Here is a 17127-nt window from a genome sequence, read left to right as displayed (position 1 = left end):
CCGGGGCCTCACCCCGCGTCACATCGGGGCCGGGGGGAGAGCCGAGGCCCGCCGGGCGGGCTGTGGCCTGGCTTACACCGGCTGCCGCCGGCGGGCGGGGTAGCGTATCGTTTTGCTGGCGGCATTCCGGCCGCTGTGCATTCTCCGAGCCCATGTCAGGAAGGCAGCGGTTAGCCTACGTGCCCCAGATCGAACAGCTTTCACGCCGGACGCCGAAGGTGTCCGTGGACGAACTGCTGGCGGGCCTGCACCCGTCGCCGCGTTTTGGCGAAGTGTCCTTCGCCAGCTACCGCCCGGACCCGGCCCAGCCGTCCCAGAGCGAGGCCGTGAGGGCGCTGCAGCGTTTTGCCGCCGAGGTCGACCGGCCCAAGCCGAAGGGCCTGAAGAAGCTGTTCGGCGGCGGCAAGCCGGAGGGCCACTCCGGCATTTACCTGGACGGCGGGTTCGGTGTCGGCAAGACCCACCTGCTCGCTTCGCTGTGGCACGCTGTGGATGGCCCCAAGGCCTTCGGCACCTTTGTGGAGTACACCAACCTGGTAGGCGCGCTGTCGTTCCGCAAAACCGTGGAAGCGCTGAGCAGTTACCGCCTGGTGTGCATCGACGAGTTTGAACTGGATGATCCCGGCGACACTGTTCTGATGTCGCGGCTGATGCGCGAGCTGGCCGACGCCGGGGTCAAGCTTGCGGCAACCTCCAACACCCTGCCGGGCTCGCTGGGGGAGGGACGCTTTGCCGCCGTCGATTTCCAACGCGAGATCCAGGTGCTGTCCGACCAGTTCGACGTCATCCGGGTGGACGGCGAGGACTACCGGCACCGCGGGCTGCCGGCAGCTCCCCAGCCGCTCAGCGACCACGAACTCAAGCGGCGGCTGCATGATTTCGATGGCAAGGTGGTGGCGGCCGATGAATTCTCCGATCTCGTCAACCACCTGGCCGGGGTGCACCCCAGCCGGTACAAGCAGTTTCTCGACGGCGTGGATGCGGTCGCCTGGCATAACGTGCACACGATCACCGAGCAGGCAGTGGCCCTGCGGTTCGTGGTGCTGGCCGACCGGCTCTATGACAAGGACGTGCCGATCATCGCCAGCGGTGTGCCGTTCGATGAGCTTTTCACCGCGGAAATGATGTCCGGTGGCTACATGAAGAAGTACTACCGCGCGGTGTCCCGCCTGACTGCGCTGGCCCGCGAGGGCCAGGCCGGCGAACCCGCGGTCTAGCTCCCGCAGCCGGGCGCGCACATGCCGCCACGGTGCAGGAGTAATGCCCTGCGCCTGATGACGATACGACGGAGCAACCGACGCGACCGACGCGGTGTTTAACACCATCGTCTGCCTGATACGTTCCCCCACCCATCCCCGCCAAGGTGCTTGGTCAGGTGATCGGGCTGGGAATGCGCGGAAGCATCAGGAGGGTCGCTCCGCTGGCGCTACGCGACCCCGCCGAATGGCCGAGACTGGGCGCCCCTACTCCGTGATGCCAAGCATGGTGCAGATGTTCGGCATGCTGTTGGCCGTGCACAGCCGGTATGTTCCAGGGCGAATGCTGTCCGGAATGATGAGGGTGTCTGGGCCTGGTCCCCCGACGCCAATATCCTTCCAGGTTTGGCCCCTGGGGTCGTTCGCAGGCCACCAAGATGGGGAACCAGAGCCGCCGTCACCATCGGTCGTGGCAATTAGGTAGTAGCGGACATGCCAACTGTTGCCGTCCTGTTCTTCCAGGACCCAGGGGATTCCCCGAGAAGTTTCCTCGGGGAATCGGACCTTGATCGTCTGCCCCGGCTTGGCAGGAGAAGGCGAGACTTCGAGCAGTTCGGGATGCATCTGCGCGTCGGGATCGTTCACCCCTGCCGTGCCGGCTGGTTCTTGGACGGCGGTTCCTCCGGATGTTGAACTTCCACAGCCGGACAACGCCAGCAGTACGACAACCCCAGTCGTCAGTTTGGCTATCGCATGCATGACCGCCCCTTGTGTGTGATATACAACGGTCTGCGTCACGGTAGCGGCGGAACAGCATGGAGAGGAAGGGTGGGACGTTGCGAAGCAATAACTTCTTGCTGATGCGGCCAGATGACTAGGGTCTGGGCCGCTCTCCCAAAGCTACGCGGCCCCGCTCTGCCCCGGTTCAGGATTTGGGGTGATGATCGCGTCACGGATGACAGCCGCTCGTCCCGCTGTTGCGCAGATTCCCAGCAGGAGCCGAGACCAATCGGCAGCAGGATTCCAAGGGTGGGAGTGAAGGCCAGTGCGGCTGCGGGCAGTGCGGTGAACAGGGCGTAGAAACTGAGGACGTGCGGCCATTGTCGCCGGACTGGGCGCAGCAGGTAGCCGAGCAGGTAAGCCAACGGGCCCAGCCCGATGGCTACGAAGAAGCTGACGAAAGCAAACATCGGCCACAGACCGGACCACCTCATGCCAATGACGCTGCTGAGCAATACCAGGAAAGAGCGCGACGGCAGGGAACTGTCCCGGGACGACATCGCCCGCACGCTTGTGTTGATTCCAGAGATGCCGTAGGACGTCAGCGCGTGGGCTGTGCTTAAGGGTCTTCCCATCGGCAGGGCGCAGACAGGAGAGCCGTTTGGGTTCGGGCTGGATGGCCAGCCAGTGCACCGGTATCCGGTTCCAACTTCTTATCCATCGGTTGTGAAGCTGGCGCGGGCCTAAAGATCCCCGCGTCAATAGCCCTGCATCCCAGTAACCACGGGGAAGTTGGCTCAAGAGATACTTTCCAACCCGTCCGGGACAAAAGTCACGATGACCACCTGTCCCGCTGGCGCGGGCCCGAAGGGTCCACCCCCCGGGCTTTGATCGTGGGCCGAAACCACCACGCCCTACAGCGGTTGCTGTATTTCAACGACACCGGCCCACAACCCCGAATCGCACTCGGCAGGAACGGGGGCAAGGCCAAAGCCGCCGCCAACCGCGACCAGCGTGTCAAAGTCAAAGCGCTGGCCGGATAGGCCGACAACTGCCTCCCCGTCTTCAGGCAGGCGAGTCCCGGCGGGCCAGCGCAGGAGATTTGGTTTCGACTTTGGGTCGCTGGTTCGCAGCCCCACGCAACCGTCAGACTGCACGATGAGGACGCCGTTTAGGAGGGCAAGCATGGCGTCATCTCCGTTCGCCCAACTAGTGACGATGAGGTGCGTGTCGTTCGATGGGCTGGATGTCGTAGTTAGACCCCCGCCCTGGACTTGGGCACATGCGGCGAGACTAAGGCCTACCCCCAGCGCCACAGCCGCCAGGCAAGCGCGAGGCAGTAGCGCGGGAAGCCGCTCCACCCGCTCCTCGAATAGGCATGAGCCAGTCATAGCAAGAGATTACGCTTTGGACCTGCCGCCTATAGCGGTAAATACCCGTACGCTTCCGTGATCGCCATGTACGGGCGGGCGCGGGGTGCCGCGATACGGGGGCTACCCCCCTGTCGGGATGCAAGGATGGGGCATGCATCCGGAAGCGCTGATCCTTTTCATCATCGGCCTTGTACTGGTTGGGCTCTCATCCGTCTACGCCATTGCGCATCCCCGACGAGAAGGGGAACCGTTCGGGCCGCAGCGAAAGATGATGCTCGCCGTGTGCCTAACCGGAGGTCTGTGCATACTTGCGTTCGCCATCATCTTCTTGACGGCACTAACGGATCTGAAGACGCCAATTTAGAGAGCGGGGCCGGAGTACACCCCCCACTCCTGTCGCCGGGGATCGCTGGCTCGGCATGCCTCAAGAAGCCGCAGTATGTCTCTCCGCTGGCCGGACCAGGAGGGCGCCGACACCGACACATCCACGCCGACCAGGCAATCCGCGTCGTTGGGTACATCCGCGTCTCCACGGACAAGCAGGACATCAGCCCCGACGTACAGCGTGCAGAGCTGATACGAGAAGCCAGCCGCATGGGGTACGAACTGGAGCTGGTCGAGGAGCTGGCCGCGAGCGCGGCCACCATCAGCAAGCGCCCGAAGATGCTGGCACTGCTGGCAGAGCTGAAGGCAGGCAAGTACCAGGGGCTCATGGTCTCCAAGCTTGATCGTCTCTCCAGGAACATGGAGGACGGCACCCGGCTGCTGGCCGACTCGCAGCGTCAGGGTTGGCGCATCATCTGTCTCGACCTCGGAGTCGACACGGCCACCATCATGGGGGCTGGCATGTACAACATGGCGCTCAACTTTGCAGAGATCGAACGGAAGTTCATCGGTGCGCGGACGGCTGCGGCAATGCAGGAGGAAGCCGCCCAGGGGGACACATGGGCAGGGCTGCCGGCCTGCCGGTCGAGGTCATGCTGCGGATCCACGGTGACAGCGAGCGCGGTCTATCCTCCGGAAGATTGCGGAAGCTCTGACGGCGGAAAGAATCCCGACTGCTGCGGGCAGGGCGTGGCACGCATCCACCGTCAAGGCTGTGCTGGAGTCGGTCACGCTGCGGCGTGCCCTCCAAGAAACAGCTCATCGGGACGGTTGACAGTCACGATAGGCAAGGCGATGATCGCGCTGTGATCACACAGCAAGCTACACCCCTCCGCATTCTCCTCGGAGCGCTTGCTCTTGGCGCCCTGCTGGCTCAACTTGTGGTTGTTCCACGGGTCGCGGCTGAGTACGCCGATGCCTACCCCGAAGTTGCGTATCTGGCGCCCCCGTATGTCACGGCGATCATGGTTGCAATCGGCGGATTCGAGGTGGCTTTGCTGGCAGCATGGCAACTACTTTCGGCCGCGGCGCGGGGAGGGGCTGTGGCCGCTCGGTCAAAGGGCTGGGCCAACGTCATGGCACTTTCCCTAATCTCCATGGGAGTGATCTTCGCGGGTGTCTGCGTACACGCCGGGTCCTTCGCAGCCGTCGGCGGGCCTGCCATGCTATTCGGGGTTCTTGCCTCTCTCGCCCTTGTGCCCGTCGCGTTCGGACTCAGGAACAAGGCAGTGGATTTCTTGCGGACAGAGGATGTGGAGCCGCCGGCGGTTGCCAACCAAGACTAGGGCCGGCTTCTCAACAGCCGGCGCAGGAACGGGACGGGCTGACGCCCGTCCTTCTCCGTATCTGGAGCTTGGTGAGAAGTAGGTGCAGGAGGCTCTGTGCGGTTCTGTGCCGGTCCTATCGTGGGACACTAACCTGACTCGAGCTGGAGCGGACGAGGAATCAAAATCTCGAAAGGGAATTCATGAGATCCAATCAGCCCCTGCCAGATAACCCTTGGCCGCAGGACATGGTCATCTCTGTGAAAGACGCGCCGAACCACCTATCGCTCCTGCTCTTCATCCGTAGCGCTTGGAACATTGCCCCGGATGTCAACATTCCGGAGTTGAACCCGGCACCGAAGCCCGGTGCCTCGCGACCGCCTGCCACTGCAGACAGGACTGAGTGGGGCACCCGTTGGCAGCAGGCTTGGGAACGAGCTTGGGCCTGGTACGACACGGGGGACCAGAAGAACCAGCATCCAACGCCGGAAATCCGCGCCGATCAGGAGATGCACGTGGCCTTCCCCCCGGGCTGGACAACCGAATACGGCTGGGATGGCGTGGACATCGACGCCTTCAACCGTTGGCAAATCCAGCTGCAGCCCAACCACATGCTCCCTCTTGAACTACACCCCGAACGCCGCTGTCTGCCGGCTCTGATTGCCGCTTGGAAAACAGGCTTGGACACCGTCCTGGTCATGCCTTATCAGGGGGACTACGCCAAGCGCATCAGCCCAAGGCATCTCGTCGTCTCGGCGCAGACCCATAACGATCCCGAGAGCTACACTCGCGCCTTGGCCTCCAGGCTCCCACCCGGTTAGCTATCGTTTGCCGAGCAGGCGGCGCAGGAATGGGACGGGCTGACGCCCGTCCTTCTCTGTCCGAACCCATGGCTATTGCGCTACGTCGTCGGCGATATCCTGGCGCAGGTTTTCCAAGCGGAGTTGATCAACCCGGAGCCTGAGCATGGCGTTCAACAGGAACAAGGTACGCACTGCGATGGCCGCGAGGATCGCCACTGCAAGGGGCGCAAGGGTGGCAGTCCAGGAAAGAGCGGCGGCAATAGTGCCGAGAAATGAAATGTCGTCCACGGTTCAACCCCCATTGATCTCGTGTACCGCCCGCTGCGGTTCCCCCAGCATAGAGGGACGGTGCAAGGGGTGGGAGGGGCTTCGCCTGACCCGGTTGAACCGGAAGCCGGTGGCGGGGAGTAGGCGATGACGACGTAGAGGGCCACCGCCCAGTCACAGGTGAGGCAAGCGATGGAGTAGGCCAACGGGGTGAATTCATGACCGGGTTCCCACAGATGCAGCGGGATGTCCCAGAAGGGATGCAATGCCCAACCTGCGGCCAGCCAGTACGGGGAGCGGCGCACGCCGAGCAGCGCGAGGACCGCGAGGACCGCTGCCTGATCCAGTCGCGCGTGGTGTACCGCTACCTGAGCATGACCGCCAATGCGCAGGACTAGAGACGGCCTAGCAGGCGGCGCAGGAATGGGACGGGCTGGCGCCCGTCCTTCTCTGTGTCTGGAGTAGGGCGAGGGGCAGGGGCAGGAGGCTCTGTACGGCTCTCTGCGGACCTATCGTTGGTTGGCGCAGGCTCCGGTTCGGTTGAACCTTTCTCCAGCACCTGAGGCCCACAGCCTGCGTCTCAATGATCCGTTCATGGGTGGCGACCAGGGCACGCATACCGTCGACCCATTCCTCCGCGTGTCTCGGACAGACCGAGGGAAATTTCAAAGCCAAGCTGGGTAGTCAAACGCCCCTGAGTGATCGGGAGGAAGGCCCCGGCCCCTTACCGGGTTAGAGCCGGTTCCGATGTCGAGCCTTGCGGCAGGGTGTTTCACTGGGTCGAGCACTCCCCAGAATCGAAGGAGTGCCAGCGCCTCCGGCGAACCCGCGGTCTAGCTCCCGCAGCCGGGCACGCGCGGGCGAACAGGCGGCCTCACGACAAAGGGTGCCGGCTCGCCTCCCGGCGGTCCGGCACCCTCCTTGGCGTGCCCAGGACTAGGCGGACGGAGTGTTCCCGTCGGACGGTGCCTGGCCATCCCTGTCGCCGAACGTGTCGACGAAACCGGATGCCTTGGCCTGCAGGCCGCCTACCTGCTTGGAATACTTACCGCCGGTCTTGGTGTCGATGTAGTCACCGGCGCTGCCGACGGCACCCTTGATCTTGCCAGAGTGTTCTCCCACGAGACCGGCTGCCTTGTCCTTGAGTCCTCCGGCCCTGCCCTTGAGCTCGTCAAATACAGACACAGCCACCTCCTTTCCGACGGGGGGCCTTTCGCCCCTGCACATCCATCGTAGGCACCGCGCCGCGGGCGCTCAACGGAGTAAACGGCTTAAACAAGGACGGCTCCCGCCAGGGGAGCCGTGGAATGGTGGGCGATACTGGGATCGAACCAGTGACCTCTTCCGTGTCAGGGAAGCGCGCTACCGCTGCGCCAATCGCCCCGGTGTGCCCGAGGCGGGCCGCTGGAGAAAACTCTGAAAAAGAGAGCGGACGACGGGATTCGAACCCGCGACATCCACCTTGGCAAGGTGGTGCTCTAGCCAGCTGAGCTACGTCCGCGCGAAACGGTTCCGAATTACTCCGGACTTCGTTCCAGTGGGCGATACTGGGATCGAACCAGTGACCTCTTCCGTGTCAGGGAAGCGCGCTACCGCTGCGCCAATCGCCCGTGATCTCTCACGAGATGTTTGCTCATCACAAACGAGGTGGGGACGGGATTCGAACCCGCGTATACGGCTTTGCAGGCCGCTGCCTCGCCTCTCGGCCACCCCACCGTGCCTATCCGCAGTTGCGCCAGGACCGGCCAGCGACGCTGGCTCGTAACAGTGACTTGCGAGCGGACGACGGGATTCGAACCCGCGACATCCACCTTGGCAAGGTGGTGCTCTAGCCAGCTGAGCTACGTCCGCAGAAGTTTTCCATCACTTTTCCGCGATCCGTTCATCGAACGGCCCGCGGCGTCGCTGTGATTTCCAACGAGTAAAAACTCTATAGGACGATTCCCGCTTCGTCCAATCGGCCCGGTGACGGGGTGAAACGACAACGGCCACAGCCTCGTTCCGGCGCGATTTTTGTTTCAGCGGGTCTGTGGGCTAGCATTTCTAGACGTTGCAGGAAGCGCCGGGCGCATCCGCAGCAAACCCGGGCGATTGGCGCAGTGGTAGCGCGCTTCGTTCACACCGAAGAGGTCACTGGTTCGAACCCAGTATCGCCCACCACGGCAAATATCCCGGCCAGGCAGCAGTGCCCGGCCGGGATATTTTCGTTAACGGGGCCTTGGGCCCGCCCCCTGTGAACAGGCGCTGTGGCCGGCGGACCGGAACGGTCAGTGGAACCTGAGAAGATTTCCTTATGACTGCACCACTCCTTGCGCATGCCACCGCCAACGGCCGGATGTACGCGCGCTCCACCTCGGAGCCGCCGTCGGTTCCTTCCATCACCACCGTGATCGCGCAGGAGCCGACCACGCTGGACGGCTGGTTCGCCCACATGGCAGCCACCTCCCTGGCCTCCGATGCCAGGCTGGCCGAAGCCGCCGGGGACCCGGGACGGCTGCGGTCGCTGGCGAAGGAAGCGACCCTGGCCGCCGACCGCTACCGTGACGCTGCCGCGCTGCGCGGGGACCGAGTCCACGGCTACTGCGAACAGGTGGCACTCCGGGCGCTGGACAGGGAGCACGACGTTGCGGGTGCCCGGGAGGCGCTCAAGGCCAACGGCGAAGAAGCTTTCGCCGCAAGGTTCGACGAATGGTGGCAACTCTATGGCGTGGAACCGATCGCCCCGGAGATCACCGTCTGGAACCAGGAGGTGGGATACGCCGGCACGCTGGACCTCGTGGCCAGGATCGGGGGGCGGACCTGCCTGATCGACTTCAAGACCAAGGGCACGGACCGCAACGGCCAGGTCAAGGCGCTCAATGACAAGGTGGTCATGCAGTTGGTGGCCGGGATGAAGGCCCAGGAGTCCTTGGTCGACGCCGCGACGGGAAGCTGGGAGCCGTGGGCGCACGGTGACGATCCGCTGCTGCTGGGCGTGGCGATCGGTGAGACGGAAGTCCGGCCCATGCGCGCCAACCCGGAAGTGCTTCGATGGCACTGGTATCGCTTCTGCTCGCTGCGACGAGCATGGGAGACGCATCTGCAGGTAGCCGAAGCGGGCCGGGCGCTGCTGCCGATCGCGCCGCCGCCCGCGGCCGCCCTGCAGGCGGCCCAGCAGGCCCACTAAACTGGACCGGAACCAACGGCAGCACCCGAAGCGGCAACAGTGAGGACAAGAACTACATGGCGATCCTGAGCATCCGGATTATCGGCGACCCCGTGCTGCGGACCAAGGCGGAAACGGTCACCGGGTTCGGGCCGGAGCTGGCCAAGCTGGTGGCGGACATGGACGAAACCATGGAGGACGTCGACGGCGCCGGGCTGGCCGCCCCGCAGGTTGGCGTGAGCCTTCGCGTCTTTACCTTCCGCGTGGACGGCAAGCGTGGCCACGTGGTCAACCCGGTGCTCGAGCTCAGCGACGACTTCCAGGACGACGTCGCCGAAGGGTGCCTGTCCATCCCCGCGCTGGGCTATCCAGTGCGCCGGCGCCGCTGGACGCGGGTGACCGGCCAGGACATGCACGGCAACCCCGTGGAGTACGAGGGCGAAGGCATGCTGGCCCGCTGTTTCCAACATGAGGCCGACCACCTGGACGGCATCCTCTACATCGACCACCTCACCGGCGAGGACCGGAAAAACGCGCTGCGGTCCATCCGCAACGCCGGTTACAACGGCGTGGCCGGCGAGACGCAGGCCCAGCGCGCCGCCCACGTCGGCTCCGGCTTCAGCCGGGGACCGGCCGCGGCGGGCGCCGGTTCCTTCGGGCAGCCGCTGGCATGACGGACGGCGGCAGTCGCTTGCGGGTCCTTTTCGCCGGCACTCCCGGCGTGGCAGTGCCGTCCCTCGACCGGCTCGTCGAGGATGGCTTCGAGATCGTGGCCGTGCTCACCCGGGAAGATGCGCCGGTGGGGCGCAAACGCGTCCTGACCGCCTCGCCGGTGGCGGCCCGTGCCGCGGAACTGGGCGTGCCGGTGATCCGGGCCAATCGGATCGGGCAGGCAGCGGCCGATGCCATCCGGGCAGCCGCTCCGGATGTGGCGGCCATCGTGGCCTACGGCGGCCTCGTCCCCGAAGCTGCGCTCGGCATACCCGAACATGGCTGGATCAACCTGCACTTCTCGCTCTTGCCCGCCTGGCGCGGCGCCGCGCCGGTGCAGCACGCCGTCATTAACGGTGACGACGTCGTCGGTGCCTCCACCTTCCAACTGGAGAAGGGGCTGGATACGGGCCCGGTGTACGGCACCCTGACCGAGGCGTTGGGCGCTGCGGAGACCAGCGGCGAGGTGCTGGAACGGCTCTCGCGCAGCGGCGCGGTGCTGCTGTCCCAAACGCTGGCAGCCGTTGGCGAAGGCACGGCAGTGGCGGTGGCGCAGTCCGGCGATGTCAGTCTTGCGCCCAAGCTGTCCTTGGAGGACGGCCACATCGATTGGCGGCAGCCGGCGCTGGCCATCCGCCGCCGGATCAACGGTGTCACCCCCGAGCCCGGCGCCTGGACCATGCTCGACGGGCAGCGCTTCAAACTGGGCCCGGTACGCCTGCGGCCGGAGCACCGCGATCTGCCGCCGGGGGCCGTCAGGCTGGCGGGCGGCTCGTCGGCCTCGGCGCTTGTGGGCACCGGTTCACACGCCGTGGAGCTGGACAGGGTCCAGCCGGCGGGCAAGAAAATGATGGATGCAGCAGATTGGGCCCGCGGGCTTGGGCAGCGTGAGGATGTGCACTTCGAATGAGCGGCCGGAATGAAGGCAGCCGGAACAGCGGACGCCAAGGTGGCGGCGGCCAGGGAGCCGGCCGTCGGGATGCTGCGGGGCGGGAGCGCAACCGCGGCGGCACCAGGCAGTACTCCCGGTCGGCTCCGTCGCAGCGGACGAGGACGGCGGATCCGGCACGGCTGGCGGCCTTTGAGGTGCTGCGCGCGGTGGAACGGGACGACGCGTATGCGAACCTGGTGCTGCCGGCGAGCATCCGCAAACACCGGCTGGACAAGCGCGATGCCGGCTTCGCCACCGAGCTGGCCTACGGGGCCCTGCGCGGCCTGGGCACCTACGATGCCATCCTGGCCCGCTGCGTGGACCGGCCGCTGGACCAGCTGGACCCCGCGATCCTCGATGCGCTCCGCCTCGGCGCCCACCAGCTGCTGGCCATGCGGGTGCCGGCCCATGCCGCCCTGGACCAGACGGTCAGCCTGGCCCGCGCGGTGATTGGCGCGGGCCCCGGCTCGCTGATCAACGCCGTCCTGCGCAAGGTCACCGCCCGGGACCTCCAGGGGTGGACCGCCGAGCTGACCGCCGGGGAGACCGATCCGGTCAAGGCGGCGGCGTTGGAACACAGCCATCCGGAATGGGTGGTGCGGGCCCTGCGGCAGTCCCTGGCCGGGCACGGACGCAGCGTGGACGAATTGGAAGACCTGCTGGCGGCCGACAACGCCGCGCCGGTCGTGAACCTGGTGGCGCTGCCGGGGCTGGGCACGCTGGACGAGGCGTTCGACGCCGGCGCCGAGCGGGGGGAACTGGTCGCAGACTCCGCCCTATATGCCGGCGGCGACCTCGGCCGGCTGGCCAGTGTCCGGGCGGGAACCACCCGCGTCCAGGACGCCGGCTCCCAACTCGTGGCGCGGGCACTGGCCGCCGCCGCGCCGGTAACGCCGGGCGAGCGCTGGCTGGATCTCTGCGCCGGCCCCGGCGGCAAGGCCGCCCTGCTGGGCGCGTTGGCCGCCGAACAGGGCGCCACCCTGCTCGCCAACGAGGTGGCCGAACACCGCGCCGAGCTGGTCCGAAAGGCCTTGGCCCCGGTCCCGGCCGACGTGTGGGAGATCCGTACCGGAGACGGCCGCGAGGTGGGCGATCTGTATGCCGGGCAGTTCGACCGGATCATGGTGGACGCGCCCTGCACCGGGTTGGGAGCCCTGCGCCGCCGCCCGGAATCGCGGTGGCGCCGGAAGCCTTCCGACGTGGCCCAGTTGGGTCCCCTGCAGCGCGAACTGCTCGACGCGGCCGTCGCCGCCGCCAGGCCGGGCGGCCTGATCGCCTACGTCACGTGCTCTCCGCATCCGGCGGAGACGACGGCGGTGGTCGCCGACCTGCTGCGCCGGAACCCCGGGCTGGAGCTGCTGGATACGTCCTCCGTCCTCGACGGGGTCAGTCTCCCGGGGCAGCTGGAAGCAGGGCAGCCGGGCGGCGACGCGGTGGGCCGGTCCGGCGGAACGACCGCGCAGTTGTGGCCGCACCGGCATGGCACCGATGCCATGTTCATGGCGCTGCTGCGCCGAACCAACTAGGTCAACACCGGTTCCGACACCCCTCGACACACACAGACAGACAGGCAGGCAAGCATCCGATGGCACAGTGCTGCATCAACCCCAGCATCCTCTCGGCCGATTTCGTCAACCTCGAAGCCGAACTGCGGCGCATCAGTACCGCAGATGCCGTGCACGTGGACGTGATGGACAACCATTTCGTGCCGAACCTGACCATCGGGCTGCCGGTGGTGCAGCGGATCCGGGAAGTCAGCACCCTGCCCCTGGACGCGCACCTGATGATCGCCGATCCCGACCGCTGGGCGCCGGCCTATGCCGAGTCCGGGATTGAATCGGTGACCTTCCATGTGGAAGCGGCGGCCGCTCCGGTCCGGCTGGCCAGGGAGCTGAGGTCCCGCGGTGCCAAGGCGGGCATGGCGCTGAAGCCGGCCACCGCCGTCGAGCCCTATCTGGATCTGCTCCCGGAGATGGACCTCCTGCTGATCATGACGGTCGAGCCGGGCTTCGGCGGCCAGTCTTTCCTGGACGTCACCCTGCCCAAGATCCGCAAGGCCGCCCACGCGGTGGCGGGTTCCGGGCTGCCGGTGGCGATCCAAGTGGACGGGGGCGTCACCGAAGAAACCATCGTGCGGGCCGCCGAGGCCGGCGCCACCGTCTTCGTGGCCGGATCCGCCGTGTACGGCAAGGCCGATCCGGAGCAGGCCATCGCTTCGCTGCGGGCCGCGGCCAGCCGGCAACCCACCTCCTGAGGCTCCTGTGACCGCTGTTACAGGATGTGACGGGAATGGAACGTGACAACGGGCAGTTGTGAGAGCATAGTTACGCAAACACAACGTGCTCCGGGGTCGGTGTAAGTCCGAACCGGCGGTCATAGTCCGCGACCCGCTGCCGAGAGTTCCACCCGGAACTTCACGCAGCGGTTGAACCGGTGGAATTCCGGTACCGACAGTTAAAGTCTGGATGGGAGAAGCACGTACAGGTGGCAGCCATGGGGCCACCGGGTACGGTCGATGACCGTTATCCCGTAAAGCCCCGGATCTTCCGCTCTGTCGTTCCCCGGAGCCGCCGCGGCTCGAAAGGAACGGCATGGATTTTCTGCGGTGGCTCTTTGAAGCCCAGATTCCCGTAGCCGGCAGCGCCCTGCTGCTGCGCGAAGTTCTGGGCAACGTCTTCGGCCTGCTCAGCGCGCTCGGCGGTATGCGCCGGAAGGTGTGGGCCTGGCCCATCGGCATCGTCGGCAACGTGCTGCTGCTGACCGTCTTCCTCGGATCGCTCTTCGGGTCCGCCAATACCGCCAACCTGCTGGGCCAGGCCGGCCGGCAGGTCATGTTCATCGCCGTGGCCGTGTACGGCTGGAGGCGCTGGCGCTCCGCACGCAGCGGCGACGGCCACGCCATCACACCGCAGTGGGCCAGCGGCAAGGCGCGCCTCGGCCTGGTCGCGGCCTTGCTCCTGGGCACCGTCGCCCTGACCCCGGTGTTCGCGGCCCTCGGCTCCTACGAGCCGGTCTGGGCGGATGCCTGGACCTTCGTCGGTTCGTTGCTGGCCACCTACGGCATGGCCCGCGGCTGGGTCGAGTTCTGGCTGATCTGGGTGGCGGTGGACATCGTGGGTGTACCGCTCCTGTTCAGCGCCGGCTACTACGCCAGCGCCTTCATGTACCTCTTCTACGGCGGATTCACGCTGGTTGGATTCTTCGTGTGGTGGCGGGCCAACGCACAGGCCAAGCCCGGGGTCGAAACCTTGCATCCCGATCCGCGGATCGGGCGCCCGGCCGATGATCAGGTGCAGGCGTGACGGGCCCGGCGGCGGTTGGCACGGCCCGCAATTTTTCGACGGCGGAGCAGCGCGCCATGGAGCTGGCGCTGGACGCCGCGCGGCAGGGCGTGCGCGGAGCAAACCCCCTCGTGGGCGCCGTCATCATCGACCCGGGGGGCGAAGTGGTCAGCATCGGGTACCACCGGGGCGCCGGCACACCCCACGCCGAAGTCGATGCGCTGGCGAACGTGTCCTCGGAGCGCGCCGCGGACCTGGCGGAAAGCACCATGCTGGTCACCCTGGAACCGTGCAACCATCGCGGCCGCACCGGCCCCTGCTCAGGTGCCATCCTGGACGCGGGCATCCGTTCGCTGGTCTACGCCACGGCCGACCCCACCGAGGTGGCCGCCGGCGGGGCGCAGCGGCTGGCCGAGGCCGGCGTCGCCGTGCGCACGGGGCTGTTGCGCGAGCAGGCGCTGGACCTGAACCATCGCTGGGTCCAGTCCCGGCGGGAAGCCCGGCCGTTCACCACGCTGCACATCGCGCAGACGGTGGACGGGCTGATTGCCGCAGCGGACGGCACCAGCCAGTGGATCACGGGGGAGGAGGCCCGGGCGGACAGCCACGGCATCCGCTCCCGCGCAGACGCCATCATCGCCGGCAACGGAACCATCGCCGCCGACAACCCGCGGCTCACCGCCCGCGACCAGGCCGGACACGATACCCCCGGCCAGCCGCTGCGCGTGGTGATGGGGCGCCGGAAGGTCCCTGCAGACGCCGCCGTCCGCGGCACCGATGGCCGCTTCCTGCAACTGGCCACCCATGACCCGGCCGAAGTCTTGGCCGAACTGGCACGGCGCGGCGTCGGCCACGCCATGATCGAGGGCGGAGCCACCGTCGCCTCGGCTTTCCTGCGCGCCGACCTGGTCGACGAACTCGTGCTCTACCTGGCACCCCTGATGCTCGGCGCCGGCACGCGTGCCGTAGCCGACATCGGCATCGGGACACTGGCCGAGGCCGGCCGCTGGCGTTGGGACACGGCCGGCGGCAGCACCCGAACCTTGGGCGCGGATCTGCGCCTGCACCTAGAACCCCTGCCGTCCCACGGCATCCAGAAAGGCAAATGAATGTTTACCGGAATCATCGCGGAACAAGGACGCGTTGAATCGCTGGACCTGAGTCCAGCCACCGACAGTGCTGTGCTGACCTTCACCGCACCCGCAACGGCCGCCGGCCTCGGACTCGGCGGGTCCATCGCCGTCAACGGCGTGTGCCTGACGGCAGTCGCGCTGGACGGCAGCCGGGTCAGCGTTGACGTGATGGGGGAGACCCTCACGCGCACCACCACCGGATCGCTGCAGCCGGGGCAGACAGTCAACCTGGAACGCTGCGTCCCGGCCGGCGGACGGCTGGACGGCCACGTGGTCCAGGGGCATGTGGACGGGGTCGGCACGCTGGCCGAACGCGAGAACCTGGGCGACTGGGAGCGGCTGCGTTTCACCGTTCCCGTGGAGCTGGCCCGTTACATCGCGGAGAAGGGATCCATTGCCGTCGACGGCGTCTCGTTGACGGTCACGAACGTCAGCGACGCCGGTGCCGCGACCCAGTTTTTCGAGGTCGGCCTGATTCCCACCACGCTGGCCGACACCGGGCTGGGAGCGAAGCAGCCCGGAGACAGTGTCAACCTGGAAGTGGACGTCCTTGCCAAGTACGCCGAGCGGCTCCTGGCGTTCACCACCGGAGCCAGGGCATGAGCGCCGCCGTGGAGCCGCGGATCGCGCTCGACACGATCGAAGCCGCGGTGGCGGCGGTCGCCGCCGGCCGCCCCGTCGTCGTCGTTGATGACGAGGACCGGGAAAACGAAGGCGACATCATCTTCGCCGCCGACGCCGCCACCCCTGAACTGATGGGCTGGACCATCCGCTATACCTCGGGCGTCATCTGCGTGCCCCTGCCGGCTGCCCGGGCCGACGAGCTGGGGCTGCCGCCCATGGTCGAGGTCAACCAGGACGCCAAGGGGACGGCCTACACGGTGTCCTGCGACGCCGCCGACGGCGTGACCACCGGCATCAGTTCCGCGGACCGTGCGCGCACCGCCGCGGTGCTCGCGGCAGCGGACAGCACCGCCGCCGACCTGACCCGGCCCGGCCATGTCTTCCCGCTGCGGGCGGTCGACGGCGGCGTGCTCGCGCGGCGCGGACATACCGAAGCGGCCGTGGACCTGTGCCGGTTGGGCGGGCGGGCCCCGGTGGGCGTGATCGCCGAACTTGTGCACGATGAAGGGGACATGATGCGATTGCCGGCGCTGCGTGCTTTTGCCGACGAGCACGGCTGCCCGCTGGTGTCGATCGAGGACCTCGCGAACCACCTGGCCGGGCGCCCGGACACCGCCGGCCTGCCGAAGGCGGCGAACCATGGACGGTAAGGACATCCGCGAAAAGACTCCTGCCGCCACGGTCGAGGGCGGGCCCGCGGTCCAGCTGCCCACCGCCTTCGGCAGCTTCACGGCCCAAGCCTGGACCGACGCCGCCACCGGCGTGGAGCACCTGAGCATCACCTCCCAGGTCCGGCCGGCGGCCGCACCGCTGGTCCGGCTGCACTCCGAATGCCTGACCGGCGATGTGTTCGCCTCCTACCGCTGCGACTGCGGCGAGCAATTGGAACAGGCGCTGGCCATGATCGGCGAGAACGGCGGGACGGTCCTGTACCTGCGCGGGCAAGAGGGGCGCGGCATCGGGCTGGCCAACAAGATGCGGGCCTATGCGCTGCAGGAAGCCGGCGCGGATACGGTGGAGGCCAATGAGCAGCTGGGCCTGCCCGTGGACGCGCGGGATTACTCTGCCGCTGCCGCCATCCTGCAGGCGATGGGCATCGGCGCCATCCGGCTGCTGAGCAACAATCCGGCCAAGAGCAGCATGCTGGTGGCGCTGGGAATCGACGTGGTCGAGATGGTGGCCGCCGAAGTTCCCTTCCGGGAGCAGAACCGCCGCTACCTGGAGACCAAGCGGGACCGCATGGACCACCGGCTGGCCGTCCTGCAGACAACACCGGTGCAGCAGAGCTGACGCC

20 protein-coding genes, 6 tRNA genes, 1 pseudogene and 1 riboswitch are annotated in these 17127 nt (G+C 67.0%); of the genes and pseudogenes, 18 read left to right on the top strand and 9 right to left on the bottom strand.

The window, feature by feature from the left end; translation table 11 throughout:
• Window positions 1-179: 179 nt before the first annotated feature.
• Complete coding sequence (zapE, locus tag AC5RVD_RS14610; protein ID WP_494127361.1) at window positions 180-1217, top strand: cell division protein ZapE; 1038 nt, start codon at window positions 180-182, stop codon at window positions 1215-1217.
• A 246-nt stretch (window positions 1218-1463) separates the two neighbouring features.
• On the opposite strand, the gene AC5RVD_RS14605 is transcribed toward zapE, so the two are convergent.
• Window positions 1464-1955 (bottom strand): hypothetical protein, encoded by a 492-nt coding sequence (locus tag AC5RVD_RS14605; RefSeq protein ID WP_494127316.1) that lies wholly within the window; start codon window positions 1953-1955, stop codon window positions 1464-1466.
• Window positions 1956-2354: 399 nt separating this feature from the next.
• Between AC5RVD_RS14605 and AC5RVD_RS14600 the strand changes: the two genes are divergently transcribed.
• From AC5RVD_RS14600 to AC5RVD_RS14580, 5 genes are all read left to right on the top strand, one after another.
• Window positions 2355-2513: a hypothetical protein gene (locus tag AC5RVD_RS14600; protein WP_494127315.1), complete on the top strand. Its 159-nt coding sequence runs from the start codon at window positions 2355-2357 to the stop codon at window positions 2511-2513.
• Between the two features lie 927 nt (window positions 2514-3440).
• Window positions 3441-3653 carry a hypothetical protein gene (locus tag AC5RVD_RS14595; RefSeq protein ID WP_494127365.1) on the top strand — a complete coding sequence of 71 codons (213 nt, stop codon included), beginning with the start codon at window positions 3441-3443 and terminating at the stop codon, window positions 3651-3653.
• Window positions 3572-4483, top strand: coding sequence for a recombinase family protein (locus AC5RVD_RS14590; protein ID WP_494127314.1), 912 nt, complete (start codon window positions 3572-3574; stop codon window positions 4481-4483). The genes AC5RVD_RS14595 and AC5RVD_RS14590 overlap by 82 nt, the downstream gene beginning before the upstream one ends.
• The gene (locus tag AC5RVD_RS14585) at window positions 4480-4959 is read left to right on the top strand and encodes a DUF2975 domain-containing protein (protein ID WP_494127313.1); all 480 of its coding nucleotides are present in this window, start codon (window positions 4480-4482) and stop codon (window positions 4957-4959) included. Before AC5RVD_RS14590 ends, AC5RVD_RS14585 begins: the two co-directional genes overlap by 4 nt.
• Window positions 4960-5141: 182 nt before the next feature.
• A complete protein-coding gene (locus AC5RVD_RS14580; protein ID WP_494127312.1) occupies window positions 5142-5759 on the top strand; it encodes a hypothetical protein in 618 nt (205 codons plus the stop codon).
• Between the two features lie 72 nt (window positions 5760-5831).
• Here AC5RVD_RS14580 and AC5RVD_RS14575 read toward each other — a convergent pair whose 3' ends face one another.
• Together AC5RVD_RS14575 and AC5RVD_RS14570 are read right to left on the bottom strand one after the other, a co-directional pair.
• Window positions 5832-6029, bottom strand: a complete 198-nt coding sequence (locus tag AC5RVD_RS14575) for a hypothetical protein (protein WP_494120567.1) — start codon at window positions 6027-6029, stop codon at window positions 5832-5834.
• 188 nt (window positions 6030-6217) lie between these two features.
• Window positions 6218-6313 (bottom strand): annotated as a pseudogene (locus AC5RVD_RS14570) (hypothetical protein); the annotation flags it as partial.
• On the opposite strand from AC5RVD_RS14570, the gene AC5RVD_RS14565 reads away from it, so the two are divergent.
• Window positions 6269-6406: a hypothetical protein gene (locus AC5RVD_RS14565; RefSeq protein WP_494127364.1), complete on the top strand. Its 138-nt coding sequence runs from the start codon at window positions 6269-6271 to the stop codon at window positions 6404-6406. The pseudogene AC5RVD_RS14570 and the gene AC5RVD_RS14565 sit on opposite strands and share 45 nt — an antisense overlap.
• A 538-nt stretch (window positions 6407-6944) precedes the next feature.
• On the opposite strand, the gene AC5RVD_RS14560 is transcribed toward AC5RVD_RS14565, so the two are convergent.
• The 6 genes from AC5RVD_RS14560 to AC5RVD_RS14535 form a co-directional block, all read right to left on the bottom strand.
• On the bottom strand, window positions 6945-7193 hold the full coding sequence (locus tag AC5RVD_RS14560) for an antitoxin (RefSeq protein ID WP_494127311.1): 249 nt from the start codon (window positions 7191-7193) through the stop codon (window positions 6945-6947).
• A 123-nt stretch (window positions 7194-7316) separates the two neighbouring features.
• A tRNA-Val gene (locus tag AC5RVD_RS14555) sits at window positions 7317-7391 on the bottom strand.
• A 44-nt stretch (window positions 7392-7435) separates the two neighbouring features.
• Window positions 7436-7509 (bottom strand) — tRNA-Gly (locus AC5RVD_RS14550).
• A 37-nt stretch (window positions 7510-7546) separates the two neighbouring features.
• Window positions 7547-7618: transfer RNA gene (locus AC5RVD_RS14545), tRNA-Val, on the bottom strand.
• A 35-nt stretch (window positions 7619-7653) separates the two neighbouring features.
• A tRNA-Cys gene (locus AC5RVD_RS14540) sits at window positions 7654-7724 on the bottom strand.
• Window positions 7725-7785: 61 nt separating this feature from the next.
• Window positions 7786-7859 (bottom strand) — tRNA-Gly (locus AC5RVD_RS14535).
• A 234-nt stretch (window positions 7860-8093) separates the two neighbouring features.
• Here AC5RVD_RS14535 and AC5RVD_RS14530 point away from each other — a divergent pair.
• From AC5RVD_RS14530 to ribA, 11 genes are all read left to right on the top strand, one after another.
• Window positions 8094-8168, top strand: a tRNA-Val gene (locus AC5RVD_RS14530).
• Window positions 8169-8301: 133 nt separating this feature from the next.
• The gene (locus AC5RVD_RS14525) at window positions 8302-9174 is read left to right on the top strand and encodes a cytochrome (RefSeq protein WP_494112565.1); all 873 of its coding nucleotides are present in this window, start codon (window positions 8302-8304) and stop codon (window positions 9172-9174) included.
• A 56-nt stretch (window positions 9175-9230) separates the two neighbouring features.
• Window positions 9231-9827: a peptide deformylase gene (gene def, locus AC5RVD_RS14520; protein WP_494112564.1), complete on the top strand. Its 597-nt coding sequence runs from the start codon at window positions 9231-9233 to the stop codon at window positions 9825-9827.
• A gap of 17 nt (window positions 9828-9844) precedes the next feature.
• Entirely contained in the window at window positions 9845-10774 is a 930-nt protein-coding gene (fmt, locus tag AC5RVD_RS14515) for a methionyl-tRNA formyltransferase (protein WP_494127310.1), read from the top strand.
• Window positions 10771-12321, top strand: a complete 1551-nt coding sequence (locus AC5RVD_RS14510; protein ID WP_494127309.1) for an RsmB/NOP family class I SAM-dependent RNA methyltransferase — start codon at window positions 10771-10773, stop codon at window positions 12319-12321. Before fmt ends, AC5RVD_RS14510 begins: the two co-directional genes overlap by 4 nt.
• A 59-nt stretch (window positions 12322-12380) precedes the next feature.
• The gene (rpe, locus tag AC5RVD_RS14505) at window positions 12381-13049 is read left to right on the top strand and encodes a ribulose-phosphate 3-epimerase (protein ID WP_494112561.1); all 669 of its coding nucleotides are present in this window, start codon (window positions 12381-12383) and stop codon (window positions 13047-13049) included.
• 82 nt (window positions 13050-13131) lie between these two features.
• A riboswitch (FMN riboswitch) is annotated at window positions 13132-13276 on the top strand.
• A 110-nt stretch (window positions 13277-13386) separates the two neighbouring features.
• Entirely contained in the window at window positions 13387-14097 is a 711-nt protein-coding gene (gene pnuC, locus AC5RVD_RS14500; protein ID WP_494120573.1) for a nicotinamide riboside transporter PnuC, read from the top strand.
• Window positions 14094-15185 carry a bifunctional diaminohydroxyphosphoribosylaminopyrimidine deaminase/5-amino-6-(5-phosphoribosylamino)uracil reductase RibD gene (gene ribD / locus AC5RVD_RS14495; RefSeq protein ID WP_494127308.1) on the top strand — a complete coding sequence of 364 codons (1092 nt, stop codon included), beginning with the start codon at window positions 14094-14096 and terminating at the stop codon, window positions 15183-15185. Before pnuC ends, ribD begins: the two co-directional genes overlap by 4 nt.
• Window positions 15186-15812 (top strand): riboflavin synthase, encoded by a 627-nt coding sequence (locus tag AC5RVD_RS14490; protein ID WP_494127307.1) that lies wholly within the window; start codon window positions 15186-15188, stop codon window positions 15810-15812.
• Entirely contained in the window at window positions 15809-16483 is a 675-nt protein-coding gene (gene ribB / locus AC5RVD_RS14485; RefSeq protein ID WP_494112557.1) for a 3,4-dihydroxy-2-butanone-4-phosphate synthase, read from the top strand. Before AC5RVD_RS14490 ends, ribB begins: the two co-directional genes overlap by 4 nt.
• Complete coding sequence (ribA, locus tag AC5RVD_RS14480; protein ID WP_494127306.1) at window positions 16473-17123, top strand: GTP cyclohydrolase II; 651 nt, start codon at window positions 16473-16475, stop codon at window positions 17121-17123. Before ribB ends, ribA begins: the two co-directional genes overlap by 11 nt.
• Window positions 17124-17127: the final 4 nt, after the last annotated feature.

The organism is Arthrobacter sp. THG-b23 (assembly GCF_059091265.1).
Note: the sequence above shows the minus strand (reverse complement) of the source record. Positions and strands in the feature narration are given on the sequence as shown.

Coding starts and splice junctions, on each gene's coding strand:
- AC5RVD_RS14525 (WP_494112565.1), top strand. CDS start 8,302: ATGACTGCACCACTCCTTGCGCATGCCACCGCCAACGGCCGGATGTAC.
- AC5RVD_RS14565 (WP_494127364.1), top strand. CDS start 6,269: ATGCAATGCCCAACCTGCGGCCAGCCAGTACGGGGAGCGGCGCACGCC.
- pnuC (WP_494120573.1), top strand. CDS start 13,387: ATGGATTTTCTGCGGTGGCTCTTTGAAGCCCAGATTCCCGTAGCCGGC.
- AC5RVD_RS14490 (WP_494127307.1), top strand. CDS start 15,186: ATGTTTACCGGAATCATCGCGGAACAAGGACGCGTTGAATCGCTGGAC.
- AC5RVD_RS14600 (WP_494127315.1), top strand. CDS start 2,355: ATGGCTACGAAGAAGCTGACGAAAGCAAACATCGGCCACAGACCGGAC.
- rpe (WP_494112561.1), top strand. CDS start 12,381: ATGGCACAGTGCTGCATCAACCCCAGCATCCTCTCGGCCGATTTCGTC.
- def (WP_494112564.1), top strand. CDS start 9,231: ATGGCGATCCTGAGCATCCGGATTATCGGCGACCCCGTGCTGCGGACC.
- AC5RVD_RS14510 (WP_494127309.1), top strand. CDS start 10,771: ATGAGCGGCCGGAATGAAGGCAGCCGGAACAGCGGACGCCAAGGTGGC.
- ribB (WP_494112557.1), top strand. CDS start 15,809: ATGAGCGCCGCCGTGGAGCCGCGGATCGCGCTCGACACGATCGAAGCC.
- ribA (WP_494127306.1), top strand. CDS start 16,473: ATGGACGGTAAGGACATCCGCGAAAAGACTCCTGCCGCCACGGTCGAG.
- AC5RVD_RS14605 (WP_494127316.1), bottom strand. CDS start 1,955: ATGCATGCGATAGCCAAACTGACGACTGGGGTTGTCGTACTGCTGGCG.
- AC5RVD_RS14580 (WP_494127312.1), top strand. CDS start 5,142: ATGAGATCCAATCAGCCCCTGCCAGATAACCCTTGGCCGCAGGACATG.
- AC5RVD_RS14595 (WP_494127365.1), top strand. CDS start 3,441: ATGCATCCGGAAGCGCTGATCCTTTTCATCATCGGCCTTGTACTGGTT.